Origin of the sequence: Enterobacter sp. WPR_3_1, assembly GCF_003635055.1 — a bacterium.
GTDB lineage: Bacteria > Pseudomonadota > Gammaproteobacteria > Enterobacterales > Enterobacteriaceae > Enterobacter > Enterobacter ludwigii.
This window is the reverse complement of record NZ_RBXU01000015.1, coordinates 111,053-134,274: the sequence shown is the minus strand read 5'-3', so window position 1 is coordinate 134,274 and position 23,222 is coordinate 111,053. Positions and strand designations below refer to the sequence as shown.

21 protein-coding genes are annotated in these 23,222 nt (G+C 38.9%); 20 read left to right on the top strand and 1 reads right to left on the bottom strand.

What is annotated here, in order from left to right:
• The first annotated feature begins 238 nt into the window (after nucleotides 1-238).
• Nucleotides 239-532, top strand: coding sequence for a hypothetical protein (locus tag BJ887_RS21515; RefSeq protein ID WP_121340416.1), 294 nt, complete (start codon nucleotides 239-241; stop codon nucleotides 530-532).
• A 106-nt stretch (nucleotides 533-638) separates the two neighbouring features.
• Nucleotides 639-1,079 carry a hypothetical protein gene (locus BJ887_RS21510; protein ID WP_121340415.1) on the top strand — a complete coding sequence of 147 codons (441 nt, stop codon included), beginning with the start codon at nucleotides 639-641 and terminating at the stop codon, nucleotides 1,077-1,079.
• A 65-nt stretch (nucleotides 1,080-1,144) separates the two neighbouring features.
• Here BJ887_RS21510 and BJ887_RS21505 read toward each other — a convergent pair whose 3' ends face one another.
• Nucleotides 1,145-1,459 carry a hypothetical protein gene (locus BJ887_RS21505; protein WP_121340414.1) on the bottom strand — a complete coding sequence of 105 codons (315 nt, stop codon included), beginning with the start codon at nucleotides 1,457-1,459 and terminating at the stop codon, nucleotides 1,145-1,147.
• 229 nt (nucleotides 1,460-1,688) lie between these two features.
• On the opposite strand from BJ887_RS21505, the gene BJ887_RS21500 reads away from it, so the two are divergent.
• The 18 genes from BJ887_RS21500 to BJ887_RS21420 all read left to right on the top strand — a co-directional run bounded on the left by BJ887_RS21500 (nucleotide 1,689) and on the right by BJ887_RS21420 (nucleotide 23,192).
• Nucleotides 1,689-2,330, top strand: a complete 642-nt coding sequence (locus BJ887_RS21500; RefSeq protein ID WP_229216876.1) for an EAL domain-containing protein — start codon at nucleotides 1,689-1,691, stop codon at nucleotides 2,328-2,330.
• A 562-nt stretch (nucleotides 2,331-2,892) separates the two neighbouring features.
• Nucleotides 2,893-3,447 (top strand): terminase small subunit, encoded by a 555-nt coding sequence (locus BJ887_RS21495; protein ID WP_229216875.1) that lies wholly within the window; start codon nucleotides 2,893-2,895, stop codon nucleotides 3,445-3,447.
• Complete coding sequence (locus BJ887_RS21490; RefSeq protein WP_229216874.1) at nucleotides 3,386-5,239, top strand: terminase gpA endonuclease subunit; 1,854 nt, start codon at nucleotides 3,386-3,388, stop codon at nucleotides 5,237-5,239. The genes BJ887_RS21495 and BJ887_RS21490 overlap by 62 nt, the downstream gene beginning before the upstream one ends.
• A 17-nt stretch (nucleotides 5,240-5,256) precedes the next feature.
• Nucleotides 5,257-5,799: a hypothetical protein gene (locus BJ887_RS23240; RefSeq protein ID WP_229216873.1), complete on the top strand. Its 543-nt coding sequence runs from the start codon at nucleotides 5,257-5,259 to the stop codon at nucleotides 5,797-5,799.
• On the top strand, nucleotides 5,799-7,289 hold the full coding sequence (locus tag BJ887_RS21485; protein WP_121340411.1) for a phage portal protein: 1,491 nt from the start codon (nucleotides 5,799-5,801) through the stop codon (nucleotides 7,287-7,289). The genes BJ887_RS23240 and BJ887_RS21485 overlap by 1 nt, the downstream gene beginning before the upstream one ends.
• Complete coding sequence (locus BJ887_RS21480) at nucleotides 7,240-9,066, top strand: phage major capsid protein (RefSeq protein WP_121340410.1); 1,827 nt, start codon at nucleotides 7,240-7,242, stop codon at nucleotides 9,064-9,066. Before BJ887_RS21485 ends, BJ887_RS21480 begins: the two co-directional genes overlap by 50 nt.
• 14 nt (nucleotides 9,067-9,080) lie before the next feature.
• A complete protein-coding gene (locus BJ887_RS21475; protein WP_121340409.1) occupies nucleotides 9,081-9,380 on the top strand; it encodes a hypothetical protein in 300 nt (99 codons plus the stop codon).
• 1 nt (nucleotide 9,381) lies between these two features.
• The gene (locus BJ887_RS21470; RefSeq protein WP_070556143.1) at nucleotides 9,382-9,819 is read left to right on the top strand and encodes a hypothetical protein; all 438 of its coding nucleotides are present in this window, start codon (nucleotides 9,382-9,384) and stop codon (nucleotides 9,817-9,819) included.
• Nucleotides 9,820-9,821: 2 nt separating this feature from the next.
• Nucleotides 9,822-11,513: a hypothetical protein gene (locus BJ887_RS21465; protein WP_229216872.1), complete on the top strand. Its 1,692-nt coding sequence runs from the start codon at nucleotides 9,822-9,824 to the stop codon at nucleotides 11,511-11,513.
• Nucleotides 11,510-14,332 carry a hypothetical protein gene (locus BJ887_RS21460; RefSeq protein ID WP_121340407.1) on the top strand — a complete coding sequence of 941 codons (2,823 nt, stop codon included), beginning with the start codon at nucleotides 11,510-11,512 and terminating at the stop codon, nucleotides 14,330-14,332. Before BJ887_RS21465 ends, BJ887_RS21460 begins: the two co-directional genes overlap by 4 nt.
• Before the next feature lie 56 nt (nucleotides 14,333-14,388).
• On the top strand, nucleotides 14,389-14,862 hold the full coding sequence (locus tag BJ887_RS21455) for a hypothetical protein (protein WP_121340406.1): 474 nt from the start codon (nucleotides 14,389-14,391) through the stop codon (nucleotides 14,860-14,862).
• Nucleotides 14,863-14,902: 40 nt separating this feature from the next.
• The gene (locus tag BJ887_RS21450; RefSeq protein ID WP_121340405.1) at nucleotides 14,903-15,193 is read left to right on the top strand and encodes a hypothetical protein; all 291 of its coding nucleotides are present in this window, start codon (nucleotides 14,903-14,905) and stop codon (nucleotides 15,191-15,193) included.
• 56 nt (nucleotides 15,194-15,249) lie between these two features.
• Entirely contained in the window at nucleotides 15,250-15,561 is a 312-nt protein-coding gene (locus tag BJ887_RS21445) for a hypothetical protein (protein ID WP_126534640.1), read from the top strand.
• Nucleotides 15,548-18,010: a hypothetical protein gene (locus tag BJ887_RS21440; protein WP_121340404.1), complete on the top strand. Its 2,463-nt coding sequence runs from the start codon at nucleotides 15,548-15,550 to the stop codon at nucleotides 18,008-18,010. The genes BJ887_RS21445 and BJ887_RS21440 overlap by 14 nt, the downstream gene beginning before the upstream one ends.
• Nucleotides 18,011-18,061: 51 nt before the next feature.
• On the top strand, nucleotides 18,062-18,616 hold the full coding sequence (locus tag BJ887_RS21435; protein ID WP_121340403.1) for a hypothetical protein: 555 nt from the start codon (nucleotides 18,062-18,064) through the stop codon (nucleotides 18,614-18,616).
• Between the two features lie 3 nt (nucleotides 18,617-18,619).
• Nucleotides 18,620-19,264 (top strand): hypothetical protein, encoded by a 645-nt coding sequence (locus tag BJ887_RS21430; RefSeq protein ID WP_052686746.1) that lies wholly within the window; start codon nucleotides 18,620-18,622, stop codon nucleotides 19,262-19,264.
• Nucleotides 19,264-19,659, top strand: a complete 396-nt coding sequence (locus BJ887_RS21425) for a DUF6950 family protein (RefSeq protein WP_063923678.1) — start codon at nucleotides 19,264-19,266, stop codon at nucleotides 19,657-19,659. Before BJ887_RS21430 ends, BJ887_RS21425 begins: the two co-directional genes overlap by 1 nt.
• A gap of 2 nt (nucleotides 19,660-19,661) precedes the next feature.
• Nucleotides 19,662-23,192 carry a fibronectin type III domain-containing protein gene (locus tag BJ887_RS21420; RefSeq protein WP_121340402.1) on the top strand — a complete coding sequence of 1,177 codons (3,531 nt, stop codon included), beginning with the start codon at nucleotides 19,662-19,664 and terminating at the stop codon, nucleotides 23,190-23,192.
• The last annotated feature ends 30 nt before the right edge of the window (nucleotides 23,193-23,222 follow it).

The window sequence follows — 23,222 nt, the reverse complement described above, 5'->3', positions numbered from 1 at the left end:
GCTTTACCTCTATATCATACCTAAAGTACACTCATAACCTCACGCCCCCCACTATGGGTAGGTTTGTTGAAGGTGTGGGTGTGGCGTGAAGCTACCATACGATAGCCCTCAGTACTGTTACTCCCCCTTCAGTTTACATGTAAGTAAAGAAATTCTACATAAGGCCGATACTACCCATTGTGACTTAGAGGGTGTTGAAACAACCTCTTGTATTCTAGATAGTTCACAAGGGTTACTAATGGGGAAAATTATTGTAGTTTTGTTGGTGCTCATCGCTTTGTATTTCAAAATCTCAGGTGGAGATGTTAAGCATGAAGCACAGAAGGAAGAACCGTCTACCCAGCTCACCAATCAAGAGTTACAGGACGCTAAGGATTTCGCTCAGGCTCTTATCCAGCGTGATTACACATGCGATAAAGTCACTACGTTTAGCAATGCGAACTTCTCAGGCCGTATAGATGTATGGTGTGATGATCAGTACCAGTATGAGATTACAAAGCCTGGTGGACGCTGGCAGGTAGTAGCGAAATAATCTGAAAATTTCAGTGCTAAGCCCTGTATGATGTGAATCTACAGGGCTTTTTTAATTTGTAAATGATATTATCATTCAGAACTTGCCTATAGTGAAGAGTGCTAAAATGAAAATTACTGTTGAAAATATCTCTGATATGTTCGAGGGAACGAAAGAACTATTGATTGGTGGGCTGATCACTGCTATCACTGGTTTGATTATTATAATTGGTCCAAATGGCAATGAATATGTAAAAGTGCCTTTGATGTTAGTTGCGATATTTCTAATTACTATAATACCTGGTTTTGTCGCGATGCTTTTCTCACCATTAACAAAACTGACAGCAAAGATTTTTGATATTAAAAGTAGCAATATACTTTGCCGCCTGTTTTCATTTTTGTATTTCCTACTGTATTGGTTTGTAACGCTTTCAGTATTCAACTTTATAATTAGATATGTATTAAATGTACACCCAATAGAAGATGGTATGAAAGTATGCTTTGCTATTGGGTGCTTTATTGTCGCAATAGTACAAACAAGAAGATTTTACTCAATACTTATTAAGTAATTGAATATGCCCCAATAACATGAACTGTCCTACTCAATGGGACCGTCCATGTGTAGGGGCATTTTTTAGAATGGCAGTTCTTCTTGCCCACAGAACCAATCATCAGCATGTTGTTCAACCACACGGCGTTCAGCATGTAGATAAACTAGAGCATCCAACACCTTGCTAAAGGGTGTCTCGCTAATCAGTACAAAACAATCCCTTTCAACCGTTCCCAACCAGAACAACCCGCCTACAGAACCTTCAAATATCACCCGATCACCAAACTTGAATTGTTCAAGAATGCTTCCCCGATAACAGACCGTGAACCAAATCCCAGCGTGTGAGAACTGATGAACACCTCTACGTATGGATGGATCGTAACCGTTCTTATTGCCCATTTCTTAGCCCTCCACTAACCATTAACTACTGTAAATTTATACAGTACAAAGCTTAAGCACAAGACGAAACGCTAAAAATACAATAAAAACGATCATATTCAATGAGTTAAATGATTTTCTTTAGGCGAATAATTTCTATACTAATAGATTAAAACGATCAATAATTGAGTATCGATCGATTAAAGAGATCAATTAGATGATAATAACTAGCTTTATAGCAGAGCCGATCATGACAACTTCAGGCCAACTGGTAGGTTGTGAATTTTTAACCCGTTTCCATCGCCAGGACTTGCCTGTACTGAACAGCAAGTACTTCATAATGGCCATGTCTGTTGAAGCGAAGAAGGAACTACTTAAGCGACAACTACAGGCCATCGAATTACAGGCGTCATGGTTCAGGGATCACCGGCTTTTCTGTACCGTTAACATTGATACCGTACAGGCACAGCTATGTGTGTTTGATACTGATGTAACGAGATTATTGGATAAGCTAGAATTCGTAAGGTTAGAAATCTCAGAGGACTTTGAAGGGCTGGAATTGGGTATCAAACACCCGGTACTTAGTACCCTGTTAAACGTAGGCTATCGTTTGTTTCTTGATGACCTTGGTTCCGGTCGGGCTAACGTCGCAGCGTTAACTACTGGATGCTATGAGGCGGTCAAAATCGATAGGGCGTTCTATCGCGAGGAAGTACAGAAACCTACATTCAACGTACTGATGAAGAACATCATGAACTACTGCCCGTATGTGATCGTGGAGGGAGTAGAGCAACGCCAGGAGCTACCAGTACTACGCGATGCTGGAGTAACGGCAGTACAAGGATACCTGTACCGATCAGTACCGTTTGACAAGATAAACAACCTTCTCTAACACCATAGTAAATACCCTATAGACAACAACTATGGGGTAAACCAATGAACATCACATTACACTTCCCTAAAGGCTCTACCAGCTCATAGACGGTACTTATACAGGTTATGAGTATTCCCGCTCAGATAAGCTAATCAACGCTCAAATCACGTTTGATGAATCATACAAGCTATTCATCAACCAACACCGTTTAGTACTCAGCTATAAATACATCACAGTGAATCACCAGAACAGCTACACAATCGGTAGATGGGTTTATGACTGGAACACAATAGACGATTACAAAGGCTCAGAGCGAGTACACCTCGACTATCTACAGTGCTTGACTCAGGAACTATTTCAAGATGAATCATTGAACGGTAGACCTATAGATAACTATCGAATTGCTCTATTGATCAATCAATTCAGAAAAGAAAAATAACTCGACAATATGAGAACTTTTTTCATTTAGGTTCTCTTTGGGCTTTAAAACACCGCGTAGATTTCGACGCACTTTGTTTTAAATATATGTGAAAAAATAATAAAGAGGCGAAACGTTAAACAGATGAATAAGAACATTAGCATGAATCAGCTTGCGAAGCAGTACGGGTATAACGAAAGCACAGTTCGCGAATGGAAAGCACAGGGTATGCCAATTGGTGAAGGTACTGAAGAAGCTGATACACGAGCATGGATAGTACAGAATGTAATTCTACCATTACGTAATACCGATACACGCGAACAAATAGATCAAGAACGTCTACGTAAACTAAAAGCAGAAGCGGCATTATCTGAACTTGAATTACAGGTGAAACATGGAACGGTAGTTAGTACTGAATATCTTGAACAAGTATTAACTGAATACCTCTTTCAAGTTAAAACCGCAATGAGAGCAATCCCTAGTAAAACATACTTAGAGTTATTCGCACAGACAGACGCAAAAGATTTACGAGATATATTAAAACAACATATTGATAGTACTTTATTCCAGCTAGGAAGCATGGAATTTGAACTACCCACGGATGAAGAAATATTAGAAGATGGAAACGAACAAGAAGAAATTAACGCATGTACTGATGAAAGTACTGCCGACTATACAGCCACCGAAGATACAGAAAACAAGCCAATGGATAAGTAACGGTGTAGTAAAGTTTGTAGATGGTCCTAATATGGGTCTTGATTGGGTTCCGTTTTCTTTTCAACGCGAACCAATGGATATAGCACAATATAGAAGTACAAAGAAGATCGTTTTACAGTCTTGTTCTCAGCTTTTGAAAACCACAGTACTACAATCAATAGCATTTAACCTTATGGCAAATGATCCATGTAACTTTGCTTTTGGTAGTAGTTCTGAATCTGAAGTGAAAAAATTCAAGGATGGTAAATTTCTACCAGCTATTGAAACTAGCGAAGTACTCAAGCCCTTAGTAACAGATAAGAACGATAAGAACGCCGCGAATAACGCGAAGCAAACACAAATGGTAAACGGTACTTTTGTATACTGGCTTAACCTAAATACACCAGGAAACCTACGTGGTATTACTTGCCGTGTAGTTCTACTTGATGAAGTATCAAACGTAGGTGTTACTAATGAAGGTAATCCAATTAAACTAGCAGAAGCACGTACTAGTACTTTCGGTGATGATGCTCTAGTTGCTATTTCAAGTACCCCATTATATAAAGATGATTTGATTAACAGTGAATATAATCTATCAGATAAACGCCGTTGGTACGTCACTCACACATGCGGTCATGAATATACTTTTGAATGGGAACAAGTAGCATTTGAATTCAAACAACTTGAAAATGGTAGAGCAATACCAGACAGTACAACTACACGTTTAATTTGTCCTCATTGTCAGGAAGAGATAGACGAGCATACACGCCACCAAATGATCGATAACGGTCGATGGATAGCTACTAGTACTGATGGTGATCCGGGTGTAGTAGGCTATCAGATTTCGCGTATGTATTCCCCATTGAATACTATTTCAGAAATGGTTAGTAAGTTTGCCGATGCTCTTTATAATTTCAATCTTCAAACATTTTATAATAATGAATTGGGATTACCCTATGAAGATGAATACGCAAAAGAACTAGATATACTTCGATTGGAATCACTAAGAGAAGATGAATTTAATCTACATAAAATACCTGAAAGTACTTTAGGCATAACAATAGCAGTAGACCAACAATTAGATCGATGTGAAGCAACTATATTAGGCTTTGACGAGAAGAATATTTATGTACTTGGACATGAATTTTTCTATGGTCATGACTGTACAAAGATTGAATCTCAAGCATGGAAGGACTTAGATCAGTTTTGCCGTCAAGATTTCCGAAGTGTTGACGGTCGCATAGTACCTACACTTGCTGTATTCGTGGATAGTTCGAACGGTAACGCTACAGATACAGTTAAGAAGTTTACCGCACGTTGGGCTAAGTATCATCCAATCAAGGGCAGTAGCAGTACTACAAGTGACCTATTCAAACAGAGTACACAGGCCGGATATAAACTTCAGATCCTAAATGTTCACGAGCAAAAGAATACTATTCGTAAACTTTTAAACTTGATGCTCAGTACTGAAGCGGAGAACGCACCAATTCAATTACGCTTTTCCAGTACTCTACCATCAGATTACTTTGAACAACTATCTGCCGAAGAGTTAAAACCTGCTGGTGGTAAATTAGTATGGCGACTAAAGAAAGGGCAGAAGAGAAATGAGGCTCTAGATTGTCTGGTCTATGGAATGATCGCAATCGTATATTCCCAATCACAATTAGGTACGCAACCGTTTAGAAAACTACGCGAACATAAAGCCAAATCATTACCACAAAAGATAAATAAACCAGAAGAATCACAACCTACCCAAAGTACCAGACGTTCTAGGCGTACTGGTGTGGGTTCAAACTGGTTTGGAAAAACGTAAAATGATAAGGATATCCAATGGCAATTTTACCAGAAAAGATTTATATGGTTTCAAACCCATATGATTACTCTGTAACAATTCCTGCTAAAACACTTTTCGTTATTTCATATCTCAGTACTGGTAATTCAATTACATTAGATAACAGTAATAGTGATAGTGAAGGTTCATTTACTATCACCTTTGAAAATAACGTTGCTTCAGAAAAGCTATTCTGTACAACTATTACTAATGGCATTGCCAGTACTTCCCAATGTGAAGTAATCGATCCAACTAAACATACTGAAGAATACGCACGTATTCGTAAGATGATTGAAGAGATCGAAGCGGTAATTGAAGCAAAAATACAATGTGGTGCTAACTACAGCATTACAATTAATAATAAAACTCTAGTTAGTGAGTCATTAGCAAACTTAGAAGCAATCCGTGCTCGTTATATTGAACGTGCTAATTCTCTATGGGCTAAAATGAATGGTCAATCTACATCCGGTTCAAGTAAACCATTTAAGAGTATGACTGTATTCCGAGATCCTAACTATCCAAATCGTTGGGGTACTCGCTAATGTGGTTTAAGAAAAAACAACCAGAACAACCAAAACCAGTACAGAAAACTAATGAAGTCCGTGAACATGTTGGTAAAACATTACAACGTGATTTAAACCAGATTCGTACAACTAGTAATGGTGTGAATGCTTTCGGCTTTGGTGTCGGTACTAACTCAGTAAGTATTAATAACATCATTAAATGGCATTTATCAGAATGGCGTAATCAATCACGTGACGCAACACTAGTAAACCCAATAGCACGTAAGTACATGATGCTTTCTGTAGATGGTGTAGTAGGCAGTAATGGTATCTATGTAAAACCATCAGTAGATATTGATGTTGATGAAGAAACCAAACATACCATTAACCAACAACTAGAAAAACTATTTGATCGTTGGGCTTATGATGCTAGTAAATTCTCTATTGATGGCTCAATGACTTTTGATTTATTCGCACAAGTACTAGAGAAACACCGCTGCCGTGATGGTGAAGCGTTTGTACGTATTCATAATTTCAACCGCTCAATCAAAATTGAAATTATTGATTCTGCTAGATTGACTCAATTGAATAACGCAGCACTGGCAGATGGATATATCAGTAATGGAATTGAATATAACAAGTACCGTCAACCTGTAAACTACTATTTCGCTAAATATAATCCAGTAATATATACATATGATGCTACTAGTTATGAAGTTGTACCAGCAAGTGAAATCCTACATTACTTTGTTATGGATGATGCCACACAGGAACGCGGTATACCGGATCTAATTGCCAGTACTAAAGTATTAGCAGACCTAAAGAACTTCCAGGAAGCGGCATTACTTGCTAAACGAATCTCAGCCAGTGTAACCACATTTATTACCAATAATGGAAGTAACAATGAATTAGCACTATCTGAAGGTGAACAAGATACAGCGATTTATAACGAGTACTTAGAGCCTGGTGCTATCTTTGAATTAAATGCTAATCAAGATGTTAAATCGGTAGATCCTCGTAATGGTGTTGACGGCATAGCAGAATTCACCGATGTACTATTTGATAATATTTCAATGGGCTTAAACGTCACTAAGCAATCCCTAATGGGAAGTACTGCTGATGCGTCATTTAGTGCTGCGAAACTTGCCGAACGCCTACAAGCTACAACTTTCAGTACTAGAACTAATGTACTCATAAATAAAGTACTCAAGCCAATTTATACAGCTTGGTTAAAGAATGAAATGCTAAATAATAGTAAGTTGAAATTAAGTTTTTCTGATTTCGATGATCTTGTATGTGCTCGTTATATCCCTACTAAACCTATTTCACTTGATCCATTGAAGGATATTCAATGTGAAGTAGCTGCTATTGATGCTGGTTTGAAATCCCGTACACAGGTAATTAGTGAAATGGGCGGTGATCCACGTGTTGTACTTCAAGAAATAGAGAATGAGAAAAATATGAACAAGGAAGTTCTAGATGAAAATCAAAAACCAGACGAGGGAATTAACCCTACCAACGGCGATTAATTCTGATAATCGTACCGTTGAAGTTGCTTTTTGTTCTGAAACTCCTGTAGCACGTGAAATAGAAGGAAAGTTATATAACGAAGTACTTCTATGTAATCCAGAAAATGTAGACCTATCGCGTTTGAACAATTCAGGGGCAGTACTTTTCAATCATGACCGAGATCATTTGATTGGCAAAGTACTATCAGCACGTATTGATTCAGATAAAGTAGGTCGTGCTGTATTACAGATTTCCAATGCTTCGGAAAAAGAATGGGAACAAATCAATGAAGGTGTATTAACACATATTAGCTTTGGTTACACGGTTAATGATTACCATATTGAAGGTAACATTATCTACGTAACTCATTTCACCCCATATGAAATATCACTGGTAACTGTACCTGCTGATGTATCGGCTGGTGTTGGTCGTTCATTGATAAATAACAATGATGACAACCAGAAGGATATGATCATGGAAGATGAAAATGAAATTGAAAGTACTGAACCTGAAATCAAAGATGAATCAGAAGTAATTAGTACTGAAGTTGAAACTGAAGAAGAAATTACCGAACAAGAAGAAGTAGAAGAATCTGAAGAAGTACGTATGAGCGATGAAGAACTATTAGCACTAATGGCTAATCGTCCAGACTTGCTTGAACAAATGATAAATAAAATCGACGTTGAAGAACAACGCGAAGAAGTACAAGAAAGTACTGATGATTCTGAAGTGGAAAATTCTACAGAAGAAGTGGAACGTAAACGTGAATTGGAATCAATCGGCGTAGTTCTAAATATTGATGTGTCTGAAGCAATTGAAAATGGAATTTCAGTTGAGGACTTCAAACGCACACTAAATACAAAAACAAATCCAAATCATGATAAGGAAATCAAAATGGAAAAATCCGTATTAAATGGCCTAATTCGTTCACTAAGTGAAGGTAATTTTGCTGGTAAAACTGAAATCCCTGCGGGTGATTTCGTCCGTACTTCTACTACTGTTGGCGGTGCTGCTCTAGTTAAAGAAGTATACGCAGATTCTTATATTGATGTGCTACGTGCTCAGTCAGTATTTGCTACTCTACCTGTACAAGTATTCGCAAATCTAGAAGGTGAAGGTAATCTAGTTCTACCTAAACTATCTGCTGATTTCACTGATAACTTCGGTTATGTTACAGAAGGTGCTCCATCACCATCTTATAACGCCGCTTTTGAGAAGATCACTCTAAAGCCAGAAATCTTTACCGGTTCTGTTGAACTAACTCGTACTCTAATCAAATCTGCTAGTACTGCTGAACAGTATATTCAAGATGCGATGGTTAAGGGTGCTGCTCTAAAACTAGAACGTCTAATTCTTGATGATGTTGTTGCTAAGGCTCCAGAAGTAACCCTAACTGCTGCTCTAACCAAAACCGATGTTATTAGTGCTCTAGCTACTCTAGCTGCTGCTAATGTACGTGTTGAGAATGTAGTTGCTATTGTACATCCTACTACCGCTGCGGTATTACGTACTACTCTAGATGGTTCTAACACCGCTGCTAAGTACTTGCTACAAGGCTATATGGGTGACGGTATCCTAGCTGATTCAGTACGTATTATTGAATCTACTCAAGTTGCCGCTGGTGCTATTGTGTTTGGCGATTGGTCAAATATCATCATGGCTCAATGGGGTTCAGTAACTATGGATCGCGATGATACAACTCAACGTAACTCTATGGGCATTGTTCTACGTACTTTCAGCTTCCAATCTCATGCTCTAGCACACGATGAAGCATTCCTAGTACTAAACCTAGCTTAATACAGGTATGACAAATGAAAGCATTTCTTAGTAACTCGCAAATAGAGTCACTACTTAATGCTTTTGGTGAAAAGCTCGTCATTGTTCAAGATGGTGTATCAATAACGATTACCGTAATTTTTGAACAAGACGAGCTTTTTTTCGATGATAGTCAAACTACCGTAACATATTTTAGTGCCAAATCAGGAATTAAACTAAATAGTACCTTCACAATTGATAACACCGAATACCTAGTAAATAGAATAGATGATGATACAAGCGGTATCTCTAACTATCACTATATTCGCAAGATCGATTTAGAAGAGGAAATATAATATGTTCACGGCAGACTATACAATAAGAAAATATTTGATTAATAAATTAGCAGTAATTGTTAATCTACAATATCCATCAAAAGCAACAGTAGATGATACCACAATGGTTTATATTGGTGATTCTTCAGTACAACGTACTCAGATAGCCAAAGCAAATCAAATTGTAAACAATCAAATCGTACCATCAACTATCAGAAATTTATGTGAATTTCGAGTTGAGTTTGTAGCTGTCGGGCAATCATATAAAGGTGCTTCGGATGAAATAGAAAAGATTCTTGAAGCACTTTATACATCTGGTTTCTTTGATGAACTAAACCAGCAACTTCCAATGCCATTATTCAATATCCGAGTTGAAGATAGTCTAATGACTTCTCAAGCAGAAGCCACGGAAACCGCATATGTTCACACGCAAACACTATCTTTTAGCTATGGGGAATAATTATGGCTCAAACATTTTTAGGGAATCTAACTACAGTATGGATTAATACCGATACAACCAACGTTGATCCAAATGCCCGTACTTTTGTTCAAGTTGAAAACCTTTCAGCGTTTCCAAGTTTTAGTGAATCAACTTCTGTTTCAACTGTAGAAACATATAATAGTACTTACACCTCTAAAGTAGCGGGCGATAGTTCATATGGTGATATGACTATTCAAGTTAACTACGTTCCAGGTGAAAACGCCGTACTTGATTCTGCTGTTGATTCTCAGCAGTTAGTACAAGTCAAAGTAGAAATGCTTGATGAAGGTTCAAACGATACTACCGTAAACTATGTGCTTTATAACGGGTACTTATCCAGCGTATCAGATACGTCAGATATGGATCAGGTTGTTACCCGCTCATACGTCTTCACACCAGAAAACCAGGTATCAGCAGGTATTCTTGATGAATCTGTAGTTGAACTTTATCGTGGTGATTGGGGTGTTGGTTCGAACGGTAACGAGTTCCCAAGCTATCAAGGCCGTGATGGTAACTCATTCGTTAAGATCGCAGCAGCCAACGCACCAACAGGTGTTGATATGTTGGGTATCACTAACCTTGATGGTTCTAACGGTACTCAACTGGTAATGAACAAAACCGGTACGCCTGTACTCAACTTTCGTAACTTCTCTACAGCAAGTAACGGGGCATGGTACAAGGTCTACACCAGTGCCGATAAACCAACGCTAACAGAACTTGGTGCGGCAGCCGCTACCGATCTCAGTAACTACGTACCAATCACACGTACTGTCAATGGTAAAGCACTTACAGCTAACATTACTTTGGTAGCAGCAGATATTAGTGATGTTTACTCTAAGACCTACATTGATTCAAACGTAGTTCCGAAAGTATTCCAGTTAAACGGACACGCATTATCAGGAACGGCGTTGAACTTGGTAGCCGCAGATATTCTTGATGTATATTCACAGACTCAGGTTAATAATACCTTTGTTGCTAAAACGGTTACTGTTAACGGATTACCATTAAGTAGCAATATCACTCTAACGGCAGCACAACTAACTGATATGGCATCATTGGCATTTAGTAATAGTACTTATGTACCTAAGACGTTCTTAATCAATAACAAGCCATTATCTGGTACTAACATTCAATTGGTAGCAGCAGATATTAGTGATGTATATTCCCGTACTGAAAGTAACGGATTGTTTGCGTTACGTATCACTACGATTAACGGTTATGCTCTTAATAGTAACGTAACGTTGAACTATAACGATGTTGGAACGTATTCAAAAGCACAAATTGATGCTAAAGATGCCGCACTACAAGCGAACATTGATACCAAAGTTACTATCACTCAAGACCTCCTAACAATAAATAACGTAGAAGATACTTTAGAACTTGATATGTCTGATGGTAAACGTGTTTTCAAAGCAACACTAACCGCAGCAGTAACACAACTAAGTGTAATCAATGCCAGTGGAAGCAACTTAAATAGCCAAACTATTACTATGTGTTTAACACAAGGAACAGGGGCAAATAAAATTTCATGGCCTTCTAATGTTATTTGGTCTTATGGTCGTGAACCAGTATTAACCTTTACTCAGAACTCAATTGATGTAATTCAATTCTTAACTGTCGATGGGGGGAGTACCTGGTACGGCTCCTTACTAATGGCGGATCTACAAGAATGATAAGAAAACAAAATATCAGCAATGCCCAACAGATGATTGAAGGGCATTGGAAATTTTTAGAACGTAATACGGGTTTAGTTAATGACAATAAAACAGATCACTATGTACTAAACCCTCAGAACGTTCTATGTAACAACAGGCACTTTATAGCGGAAACAGGATGGGAAGCACAACCGGACGGTGACGCAACTACAGAAGGACAATCCTTAGCAATCCTTGGTGCTATCTATGCGTATCAGGCAACCAAAGAACCGTACTACCTACAACGTGCTAAAGACTTTTTCAACGCCTATCACATGGCGTTCTTCCGTGGTGTAGCGTTCCCCGATCCACCTAATGGTTCACTACGTTGTAACTGGATCTGTAATGGTAAGGCTCCAGTACTGGCACATTACCCATTAGATCCAGAGTATCCAACTCATGGCGGGTTCAAGGGCGTATTGTTCACATGGACGAACGGACAAACACAGATACCTCATGGTTCACCTAACTACGGTGAATACCTCGATGCTGTATGGTTTGCCTTTCCAGAAAGGGCGGGTCTTGGTTGGAATCAGGTTAACGCAACTGCCTATGCCTGGTTAGCCAGTGAAGATAGCATTGATTGGGATACCAAAGCCCCTACCTATGATGTTGACTGGATTGTTGACCGTACAGGCCGCAAGGTAGATAGCAATGGTGATGTACTGGCAGAAGGGCTAACAAGCCAGATCGGTACAGTCCAGCTCAAAGACACGTCTATAAACGGCAATTACCGATTCAACTACGCCACAAAGAATCCTGTATCAGAGGGTGGTTATCTTATGGGGCGTAATGAACGTTGGCACAACAGGCCAGTAAACGTACCTATTGATAACTATGGTTCGCTTGATTTCTCTGATAACGCATCAGATGCTGAATTGTGGTTCTGTCAGGCATGTAAATTACTATGGGATATTACAGGCGAACGTATCTATTACTTAGCATGGCAGAATTCACTAATTACTTGTACTGGTTATTCTGATATTGATAAATTTGATATGTTCTTTCGTAAAAGTACTCTTGCTTTAACGCCTTTTACTGATGGTATTTCATATGATTATTTCTATCCAAGTGATCAGGTAGCAACATATTCACGTGATTCAGATGGCTATATTGTAATTAATCAAAGTGCCTCAGCACAAACAACACTTGAGCAACAATCTATATGGTTCAAATTTAATAATAGTTCATCATTCCATGTTGAATATAGTGGTGTTGATACTACAGGTAAACCGTTAAGTCTTGCTGTAGCAATGACAGTGAATAAAACTAAAACAGAAGATGGTTCAATAAAATACCGTTGCGGTTTACCTATTACTAATACTGATAATAGTATTATATCTATGGATATACCGATGAACCATTTTACCCGTATTGCTAAACCCGATGGTGGACAATATCTAACGGCAGATATGCGTATGATATCCGATTATGGGGATAATACAGTAACTTCACTTCAATATGTTTCCGGTATCGCTGGAACGTACTATGACAACGTGATTTCTACTACTATGGATTCTGACGGTAGCTCTACGGTAGGTTTCTGGATCTTTGATGATGAAACACAGGACTTAAACACATTCACATACAGAACATATGCTGATGATTTTAATATCCGTATTATTGATGATCTTGGTTGGCGTTGGTGGGCTATGCTTCCAGCAAGTAACGGGGCATGGGTAACACAAACGTTTAATGTACTGGATTTTAAATTGAGTTCATATCAACCGGATCATGAAGAAGGTGATGAACAGCCAGGACAACCCACACTAACAGGACGTACAGATTTTACACTATTACTTGATACCGATCCGGTTGATGGTGTTTCAGGTCGTATTGATTGGTATTGTGTTAACGATTTGCCAGCACTCTATAACGATGGTGGTATAGGTGATTATTCTGTATTGGTAAGTTTAACATTCAATGATAGTACTGGTAATGGATATACAGCACGTTTAGGTGATTGTGTAATTCGTAATTACATGCTTGATAGTCTTTCATATACACCAGGACTAATACCATTCAGTAACATCACAGATCCATATGCTCAATTGTATTCCGGTTGGCGTGGATTACCATATCCTGGTTATCAATTGCCTGCTATATGGTGTTTCAAAGGTACTACAATTGATCAAACCAGACTAAATAATAGTATTAAGTTCTTATGTGATGCTCAGGACTGGTTTACTAATAAATTCCATCCTACTTTACCTGGTCCGTGTGCTCAGGCTTATGTATGGAACCGTCAGGACGCATTAGCATATGCCCCAGATGGTAAACCGGATCAATTCATTATGCAGCACTGGTATGAAGAAGCATGGTCAGGTTATGAACCTCGTGCGTTCTTTGCTGGTTGTGATGTAGTACATGAGTTATATCAACGTGGTGATTATGCTATTCCACAGAATATTATTACGTACTGTAAGAACTGGATGAATTACTTAAAGTGGTTCATGAAAAATAATGATGGTCACGCACCAACACGATTTAAAGATGATGGTGAAGTTATCTATGATGGCTTTACAGGTCATATGTCTGGTTTGTGGCTTGCTGGTGCTTCAATGATGGCAATAGCAGGTTATCCAGATCACGAATTACTTGATTTACTATTCGCGGAAATTCAACAGAACTATAACGTAGTTTCAGCTAATCACGTAATGAATGGTGGCTGGTCATCAGCTATCAGAAGTGGAACACCTACAACACCACAGAATAACTCTATGTTCTTTGGATTCTATACAGGTGAACTACTAAGAGGTTTAGCACTTTACATGAAGTACTACAACCAACATATATAAATAAACAGAAGGGGTATCAAGGACTGATGCCCCAAATATATAAAGGAATATTAAATATGGCTTTTAATTCTATTTTTGTAGGCAATAATGTAAAAGTTGAAATCGCTAATGCTCCAGTGGGTGGCGGTCAGGCTACAGCATTTACTGTTGTTGAAGAAGTTGGTGCTTTTCCATCAGCGGCAGGTGCGGAATCTAACGTTGTTAGTGTAAACACTTTCGGTCAACAGTACGCTAAAAAATTGCTTGGTTCTCGTTCAGTACCGGATCTAACTCTAACTGTTAACTGGAAACCAGGTGCGACAGGTCAAGAAATGCTTGCGGCAGCCGCAGCAGCACAAACCCTAATTCAAGTTAAAGTTACTTATTATCAGAACATCGATGATCAAGATGGTGCGGCATATTACAGCATCGTAAACGGTTATGTAAGTTCAGATGTAGTTAACGGTGATTTTGATGGTGTGGTTACTCGTGATTTCGTAGTTTCTGTTACTGGTGCTCCAATTGCGGTTGGTGAAGTTACTGGTGCGTAAGTACTAAATACTACAAACCAACTAACAAGGATAAAGCGAAATGGATTTTACTAATCTTATGACAGCTATTGGTGTGAAGTTAACACCAGTAGAACTAACACCAGAATGTACTGTATACATTAAACTACCAACTATTACCCAACACGCAGAAGTATCAGATCCATATAAAGCGATTTTCTATTGTGTGGTTGATGAAAGTGGTAAACAGATTTTTGATTCACCTGAACAAATTGAACAGAATGTTGATTTAACAGTACAACTAAAACTAAATGCCGAGATCGGTAAAGTGTTTGCCAAATCCTTTAATGTTGAGGATGTAGAGGTAAAGTAAGACGCGATCCGATTCTCAGACTATCACTATCTTTATTGTATAACAGCGGGTGTAGTGTGGATGATCTCTACACTATGCCCGTTTTGCTTTTCTTCTACCTATTAGTATTCAAAGAATCGGTTGATCCTGATTCTTCGCAAATTGAACAAATCAGGCATACAGAACTATTACAAGCAATATGGTTAAGTACTGGCAATATCAAGAAAGAAGATATACCTAAATTTAGTATCTATGAACTCGATTCATTGAACATTATTTCAAATAAAACCTTAGCTGAACAACACGCAGAAAGGGAGAAGAAGATCGCAGAACAACAAAAAGCAAACATGCTTAATTGGATGGGAGTAAAGCCAAATGGCAAACAATAATAAACAATCAATGATATTTGAAATCACAGGTGATGAATCTGGACTACAAAAATCATTAAAAAACGCGGCAAATGATATAGGTGATTTTGGTGATCGTGCTGGAGGGGTATTTGGTGGTTTCAATACCGGACTATCAACCACGGCTAAAGCTATGTCTGGTTTCGCTGGTGCGGTAGGGGTCGCAGGTATCGCCATTGCCGCCACATTAGCCAATGTTCAAGAACAATCAGAAAAGGCGTTTGAAGTCTTTCAGGCCGCATCACTATCACAAACTGGCATAGTACAGATCCAACAAGCGGCTAATATGTTTGCGTCCGTAGGTCTAACTATGGATCAAGTAGCCGATCAGATGAAAGATGCTAAGGATAAGTTAGGCGATGCTATCACTAATAACGCTGGCTCTATGCTAACCGATGTAATTCAACCGTTGAAGTTGAATATGTTTGAGTTACAGAAAGCAGCAGAAAGCGGTGAAGATATTATTGCTAAGATTTACTATCAAGCTAAAAAAATGGGCTTTAGTCAGGCTCAGATTGTACAGATGATGGAAACCGTAGCTAACGATGCTACTAAACGCATGACTGTATATAAAGAATTCAGTAGCGAACAAGAGTACCAAAATAGCCTTGCTAATGAAACTATTCAGTTAACAGCAGAGCAATCACGACAATTTGAAGAATATAGAACGGCAACAAATAATCTATCAAGAGCGTGGGATGCGTGGCGAAATTCAACGCTTGCCCCTGTTGCTAAAAGCCTTGCTGATATTCTTGATCTAATGACTAAGATACTTAACAGTAAGCCAGTGGCAGCAGCCGCAGCAGCTACGAGTAAGCAGGGTATACAGGCAGTACAGGAATACCAACAGCAGTACCAACAGCAGATACAGAAAAACTCTTCTATCTATGGTGCTCAGGTGGTAGAGGAACAACAGAAGCAACAAGAAGCTAATAACAAAACCTTTGAGAATCTTTTAGCAAATCTTGATGCCGCACATAATCTTTTAGCCAAACAACAAGAACAATATAACAAGGGTTCAGATAAAAGCGTTATTGATTCAGCGTTGAAGCCTTATCTATCAGCTAAGCAAAAGACACAAGCACAGATTGATACTCTTGATGCTACTCACCAACAACTACGAGCAACGATTAAAGATTCTTTAGCACGTGCTTACAAAGGTGATGAAGCGGCAATGAATGCCGATTTAGCTAAACTTGATGAAGGGTATAAAGCTAACCGTGAGAAGTTAGTAAAAAGCCTAACAGCCGATGAAGATAAAGCACGTGATGCCAAAGCTAAGAAAGATGAAGCAGCAGCCAAGAAAGCACAAGCCGCACAAGATAAAATTAATGAACAAACTAAAAGAGCAAAAGCACTATTAGAACAAACGTTATCACAGATCGGTACTAACGAAGCTCAGATACGTATTACTCGTTTCAACTATGAACAAGATGAAATTGAAAAACGTATCAGTACAGCAGGTAAATTAGCTGGTAAGAGTGAAACTGAAATTACAGCAATGTTAGATCAGCAATATAAAAGCCGTGCGACTAAGTACAAAACTATGGTTGATGAAATGCTTGCTGAAACAGACCGATTAAAGCAAGCACAAAACATTGCCGCAATTGCCAGTGATCCGAATGCCACACCAGAAGCTAAAGCCAAAGCAGCGGCAGCGGGTAAGACGTGGACAGGTGACACAGCAAGCCAGGGATTAGGGTATACAAACCCGTTAGACTTCTCACCAGATCCAACGAAAGTACAGCAAGTAAGCACTGAACAGCAAGAGAATCAGGATGGGGCTAAAGCTCTATACGATGCCAAAGTAATTGGTTTCCAGGAGTACCAGGATCAGCTAACAGCTATTCAGGCCAACGCCGATATTAAACGTGGTCGATTAACCGCAGACGCACTATCAAACACTTTAGGTATGTGGGCTACGGGGGCTGGTGATGTAGGAACTATCATGGCTGGCGTGTTCGGTGAATCATCAGCAGCGGCTAAGGCAGCTTTTGCCGTAAGTAAAGGTATTGCCATTGCTCAGGCAGTGATCAACATCCAGCAGGGTATATCCGAGGCTATCAAACTTGGTTGGCCTATGGGGATCGCAGCAGGTCTACAGGTAGCCGCACAGGGTGCTCAGCTCGTGAGTACTATCAAAGGTACAACTATTCAGGGTCAAGCCCATGATGGTTGGGATTCACTCCCAAGTACTGGTACTTACAACCTTGAAAAGGGTGAACGTGTCGTAGGTAAATCATTGAACCAGGATCTAACTAAGTATCTCAGTAATCAAGATAGTGGCGGTACTGGTGATATTAAAATTGACGCACCGTTAATTATTAATAGTAATGGTCAGATTTCCGATGCTGATTTTCAAAAGATGTGTGATAAACACGCTGATACTATCGTTCAGGCAACACGTAAATCTCAGAAGAATAACGTATAAATATCATATAGCCCACATGGATTGTGGGCTAACTATTAAAGGAATAATAATATGTTAAATAACACTCTTATCAGTGAGTTCATGTTAACGGACAATATACCGCAATACCAAAACCAAACATGGACAGGTGAAACTATTACACGTGTGGTTGGTTCGCAGTACTTCACCCTAAGTTTCAAAGTTACTTTGAACAAGATGAACCGTGCTGAACTCGCTAACTTCTACGCTTTATATGGTCAGGGCAAACCATTCTCTATGCCTCTTGGATGGTGGAGTACATACAACGGTACTCAAACATCACAAGTACAGGCAACAGCAGCAAGGGCGGCGGGGGCAACATCCATTGCCGTTAATGCTAATACACTTGAAGTTGGTACGTTAGTTCAATTCAACGGACACAAGAAACTATACCGAATCATAGCCAACACTGGCAACGTGATTACTATCTTCCCTGGATTAATCAAAAACGTCCAGCTTGGGGAAATAATGAAATATGACAATATTCAAGGTTCATTTATTCTTACACCACAGAACGCAGCATATCAGATGCCAAGTACAAACATTATGGAAGTGACAATAAACGCAACCGAAAACATCAGAGGTTAATTTATGTCAATTCCAAGCAATGTACTAACTAATGCGGATCTTATCGCGTACTGGAATCTTACACGTGGTGATAATAAAACCGTTCTAACAGAAAAAGAACTCTATCAATGTGGGGTTATGGTTAAGTTGATTGATATTCTTCCAGCTACTGGAAGTAACATATATCTAACTGATGCCATAGCCGATCAGAACTATAATGGGATTAATTATAAGTCTGTACCTGATTTCCTTGATTCATCATTTGCTAACTATGTAGAAAAGAACCAAATCAACAATAACGGTACTTCATTGAAAGTAAGTAACGTAAGCCAGGATTATCTATCTATGGCGTTACGTGGTTTATGGAATGATGCCAAAGTTAATATCTGGATGGGTATTGTTAACCCAGCTACAGGGGGCATTCTATATGCCTATCGTATGTTTAGCGGTTACATTGATTACTTTAGTTCAGACTTCAACAACACAGCAGGTAATACCACAAATGAAACAACAGTAAATCTAAATTCATTGTGGAAGAAGTTAGACCAAACACAACGTCTGTTATCCAGTACATCAGTACACCAATCATTACATACTGGTGATAAGTTCTTTGATCTAATTGGCATACTAAATAGTTCAGAGCAATTCTGGAAGAGTAGTAAGAAATAATGAAAAATGGATTTATAACAGAGTACCTAAGTGGTTTAGTTGGTGAACCATTAGTGTACGGTACTAATGATTGTCATATCATGGTACTAACAGTAATTGATATGATCACAGGTAGCAATTACCGTGATGAAATCTATCAAAAATACACAACACCAACAGCAGGTAGAAAATATGCTAAAGAAAACTGTAGCTATTCTACCTTACTTCTATTGTGTAAAGACAAAGGCCAATTAGTAACAGAGCCACTTGATGGGGATATTGTTATCTCATCAGGTCACAGTACTGTTTATTGGCGTGGGAAAGTCATAATTTTATCCGAGGATAAAACAAATTATATCGTATCTCAATATATCCCAAATGAGAAAGACAAAATATATAGATTCAAAGGGGAATAACTATGGCAATAGCAGCAGTAGCCGTAGCTATTATCGCAGGGGCATCAGCAGCAGCAGCGGCATACGCAGCAGGTTTAGCTTTAGCAGCAGTAATAGCTATAGGTATTGGTACAGCAGCACTATCTTACATCAGCTCATCACAGATGATGAATGTAGGTCAAATGGGGGTATCGTACCCAAGTACGGGAAGCAATAACGCCCGATCAACATCGCCAAGTACTGGTATCCCAATTTCATACGGTGGTTCTAACCGTAACGCAACAGAAGTAGCCTATAACAAATTAGGTTCTATTGTGGTTTGGCAGAATGTTTACAATGGTACATCAAACCAGTTATGTACTATTCATGCTATCAGTATTGGTGAAATTGGTCAGGTTCCAGGAGAACAATCACAAGGCGTAATTAAGCAAATTTATTTTGATAATGCTCCGGTACTGCTTGATGGTGCGTATATCACCACAGAAGGCCAAGTACCTACGTCAATGATGATTGAGAAGTACCGCAAGTACTTACAAATTGAGGTTCGTTTTGGTAAACCCTCATACGGTGGTTCTATGACGCTTGCCCGTCAGTATGGCGGTAGTCAATGGACTGACAACATGCGTGGTGATGGTCTTGTACAGATCTGTACCGTAATCAAGAAAACCAACGATTCATTGATTGATGGGATTCTAACGAACCAGAACTATACATTATCGGTAGAAATGCGTGGACGTATGATCTATGACTTAACTGATAATGTACGTAAACCAAGTTCAAACCCACCAAGCCAGTTATATGACTTTATCACTAATACAGAATTTGGATTTGGTTTGAATCCAAATGATATTGATATGACAAGTTTCCGTAATATGGCTAACTATTGTGCTAATAATCATTTCTATTCAAACGGAAATATTCAGTACGATAAATCATTTAAGGAAAACATTGAAAATATTCTACAGACATTTGGTGGTGTACTGTATGAATCAAATGGTATGTACTATCTAACGGTAGATGCTCCAGATATTCCAAGTGTTCATTTTGATGAAACAAACATTCTAGGTAGCGTGAACATCACTACGGGTTCTAAGTCTGATTATTTTAATACAATGGACAGTACTTATACAAACCCTGGCAATGACTATTCACAAGATATTATCCGTTATCCAAGTGATGCTATTAGTAACGCATCCATTGCTAAAGATGGTTATATTATCAAGAAGGATTTAAACTACCTTTGGGTACAGGATAAAGATCAGCTTGCTATTCTTAGTAACATTGAATTACTAAAATCTAAATACATTACGAACACGATTACTTTCAATACCTATGTAACAGACATGAAAGTATATGATGTGTTTACAATTGATTTTAAAGAAGCTGGATTTAGTAATAATAAGTACAGATGTATTCAACGTACTGTACCAATGACCGTAGATAAAACAGGCATTATCCAGATTACAGCGATTTCATATGATGATGGTATATATCAAGGAAAAGATCCGGGACAATTCCCACAAGATGGATTGACCAATCTACCTAATCCAACATACGTAGAACCGCCAAGTAACCTACAGGCTCAACGCTTAGGGGCTACGGCATCAGGTAACACCGTTCTATTAACATGGGATTTATCACAGGATACAACTGTACGTGGTTATAAGATTCGTTATAAACGCAGTGATTCCAGTGTTTGGATCAGCATTGGTAACGTAGGGCAGTACTCAACGAGCTTTGAGATATTAAATCTTTTATATGGTGTACAGTACGATTTTGCTATTGAGGCGTATAACACATTAGGTTATTCATCCGATTTAGTAGCAATCTATAATCAAACACCACAAGTTATTTTTGCTCTACCGAAGATTACTAACCTTGACATGATGAATGATGATGTAGGTTTAAACCAGACGTATGCTCAAGATTTTATTTTCCGTTGGGATGATCAGGCTAACATAGCCGTAAATGGGAAAACATTTGCTGATTTCTTCAAACACTATGAAATTCGTGTGTATGACCGATACAGGAACTACATCACATCGTACTACACCACTACAAGCAACTGGACGTACTCATATTCAATGAATACCAGTGATGGCCTTAGCCGTTACCGTGTGTTTGGGATCATCGCTCATGGTTGGGGTACAGGTATCTATAGTGAAGAAGTTCAGATTGAAGTTAGTAACCCACAGCATCCACAGTTGTTAGGGATCAATTTGAAGAGTGGTTATGATTCCGTGTTCATTGACTGGACAGAATCAAACGTACCGGATTATGCGGGGGTAGTTCTTCAAATCGCACTTGATGAGGGGTTTAGCTCAGGCTCGAAGTACTTTAGTAGTGCTAACCGCTATTCAGCATCGTTTGGTATTGAAGATGGTTCATGGTTCGCACGTGTAGCAGCCTATGACGTGTTCGGCCAGGATGAACTGGTATGGTCGCCTACTATCGGTTTTAACCAAAACACGAAAGTACCGTACAGTAAATTGAACGAAGACGTTATTGATAGTCTACTTAACAGTGATACGGCTACTGGCATTGTTGAGAAACAGATCGTAGATGAACTTGGTTCACGCTGGCAGCTACAGGTATCAAACAACGGTAACGTAACGGGCATTGCCTTAGCAGCAGATGAAAAAACATCGGTGTTTACCGTCATGGCGGATCGCTTTAGCATCATAAGTACAGACAGTGCCAAGCTATCAGACAGGGTATATCCTTTTGTGGTTCAGGGGGGTAAGACTTATATCAACTCAGCGGTGATAGCATCAGCGAGCATCAATGAGGCTATGATAAATAACCTTTCCGTTTCCCGTGCGAAAATTCAGGATGCCGCAATCGACAATACTAAAATTGCCAATGCCGCTATCCGTAACGCCCACATCATGGACGGCGTGATCGACTCAGCGAAGATCAGCCAGCAGATACAATCCAGTAATTGGGATGGTGTAAACGGTTGGATGATTAACAAGAACGGTACAGCCAACTTTGGTAACGTAACTGTACGTGGGAATATCCAGGCAACTTCTGGTGTACTTAACAACGTTACTATCAATGAAAACTGTAACATTCTTGGTACTCTAAGTGCCGCACGTATCGTAGGTGACATTTGCCGTCCTCAATCGACGGGTATCAACCCTGTACCGTTTATCTTTGGTTCACGTACTGTTTCAGGTGGTCAGGCCGCATTAGATCCAGTAGCAAACCAACACCATATAGCGTTGCGTATTCGTGGTGAAGATTTTCCACGTTATTTTGATAGTGATTTATCAATTAGTTTAACCTCATATGAACGTCAATACTTCTATATTCGTATGGGTGGTGATGGAATTGGTTTAACTAATCTCTATTATTATGATGCTGGTAACGGTGGTAGTTCTACATCTTTCAGATTGAATTCTATATATGTTCCGCCTGTAGGTCGTGGTAACTGGAATTATATCTATGTGATGTGTACAACTTCACGTAGTGGTATTGCTTCACTTAATGTTCCTGCTAACTGGTCATCATTCTTATATCGTGCTGGTGATCAGCCTTTATATAATGCGTAATAAATACTATTACCAAAAATATAAAATAGG

What these genes read in the sequence shown, in the direction of transcription:
- BJ887_RS21450 (WP_121340405.1), top strand. Translation starts at nt 14,903, where the DNA reads ATGGATTTTACTAATCTTATGACAGCTATTGGTGTGAAGTTAACACCA.
- BJ887_RS21435 (WP_121340403.1), top strand. Translation starts at nt 18,062, where the DNA reads ATGTTAAATAACACTCTTATCAGTGAGTTCATGTTAACGGACAATATA.
- BJ887_RS21515 (WP_121340416.1), top strand. Translation starts at nt 239, where the DNA reads ATGGGGAAAATTATTGTAGTTTTGTTGGTGCTCATCGCTTTGTATTTC.
- BJ887_RS21495 (WP_229216875.1), top strand. Translation starts at nt 2,893, where the DNA reads ATGAATCAGCTTGCGAAGCAGTACGGGTATAACGAAAGCACAGTTCGC.
- BJ887_RS21500 (WP_229216876.1), top strand. Translation starts at nt 1,689, where the DNA reads ATGACAACTTCAGGCCAACTGGTAGGTTGTGAATTTTTAACCCGTTTC.
- BJ887_RS21485 (WP_121340411.1), top strand. Translation starts at nt 5,799, where the DNA reads ATGTGGTTTAAGAAAAAACAACCAGAACAACCAAAACCAGTACAGAAA.
- BJ887_RS21490 (WP_229216874.1), top strand. Translation starts at nt 3,386, where the DNA reads ATGAAAGTACTGCCGACTATACAGCCACCGAAGATACAGAAAACAAGC.
- BJ887_RS21510 (WP_121340415.1), top strand. Translation starts at nt 639, where the DNA reads ATGAAAATTACTGTTGAAAATATCTCTGATATGTTCGAGGGAACGAAA.
- BJ887_RS21420 (WP_121340402.1), top strand. Translation starts at nt 19,662, where the DNA reads ATGGCAATAGCAGCAGTAGCCGTAGCTATTATCGCAGGGGCATCAGCA.
- BJ887_RS21465 (WP_229216872.1), top strand. Translation starts at nt 9,822, where the DNA reads ATGGCTCAAACATTTTTAGGGAATCTAACTACAGTATGGATTAATACC.
- BJ887_RS21440 (WP_121340404.1), top strand. Translation starts at nt 15,548, where the DNA reads ATGGCAAACAATAATAAACAATCAATGATATTTGAAATCACAGGTGAT.
- BJ887_RS21470 (WP_070556143.1), top strand. Translation starts at nt 9,382, where the DNA reads ATGTTCACGGCAGACTATACAATAAGAAAATATTTGATTAATAAATTA.
- BJ887_RS21480 (WP_121340410.1), top strand. Translation starts at nt 7,240, where the DNA reads ATGAAAATCAAAAACCAGACGAGGGAATTAACCCTACCAACGGCGATT.
- BJ887_RS21430 (WP_052686746.1), top strand. Translation starts at nt 18,620, where the DNA reads ATGTCAATTCCAAGCAATGTACTAACTAATGCGGATCTTATCGCGTAC.
- BJ887_RS21505 (WP_121340414.1), bottom strand. Translation starts at nt 1,459, where the DNA reads ATGGGCAATAAGAACGGTTACGATCCATCCATACGTAGAGGTGTTCAT.
- BJ887_RS21425 (WP_063923678.1), top strand. Translation starts at nt 19,264, where the DNA reads ATGAAAAATGGATTTATAACAGAGTACCTAAGTGGTTTAGTTGGTGAA.
- BJ887_RS21475 (WP_121340409.1), top strand. Translation starts at nt 9,081, where the DNA reads ATGAAAGCATTTCTTAGTAACTCGCAAATAGAGTCACTACTTAATGCT.
- BJ887_RS21455 (WP_121340406.1), top strand. Translation starts at nt 14,389, where the DNA reads ATGGCTTTTAATTCTATTTTTGTAGGCAATAATGTAAAAGTTGAAATC.
- BJ887_RS21460 (WP_121340407.1), top strand. Translation starts at nt 11,510, where the DNA reads ATGATAAGAAAACAAAATATCAGCAATGCCCAACAGATGATTGAAGGG.
- BJ887_RS23240 (WP_229216873.1), top strand. Translation starts at nt 5,257, where the DNA reads ATGGCAATTTTACCAGAAAAGATTTATATGGTTTCAAACCCATATGAT.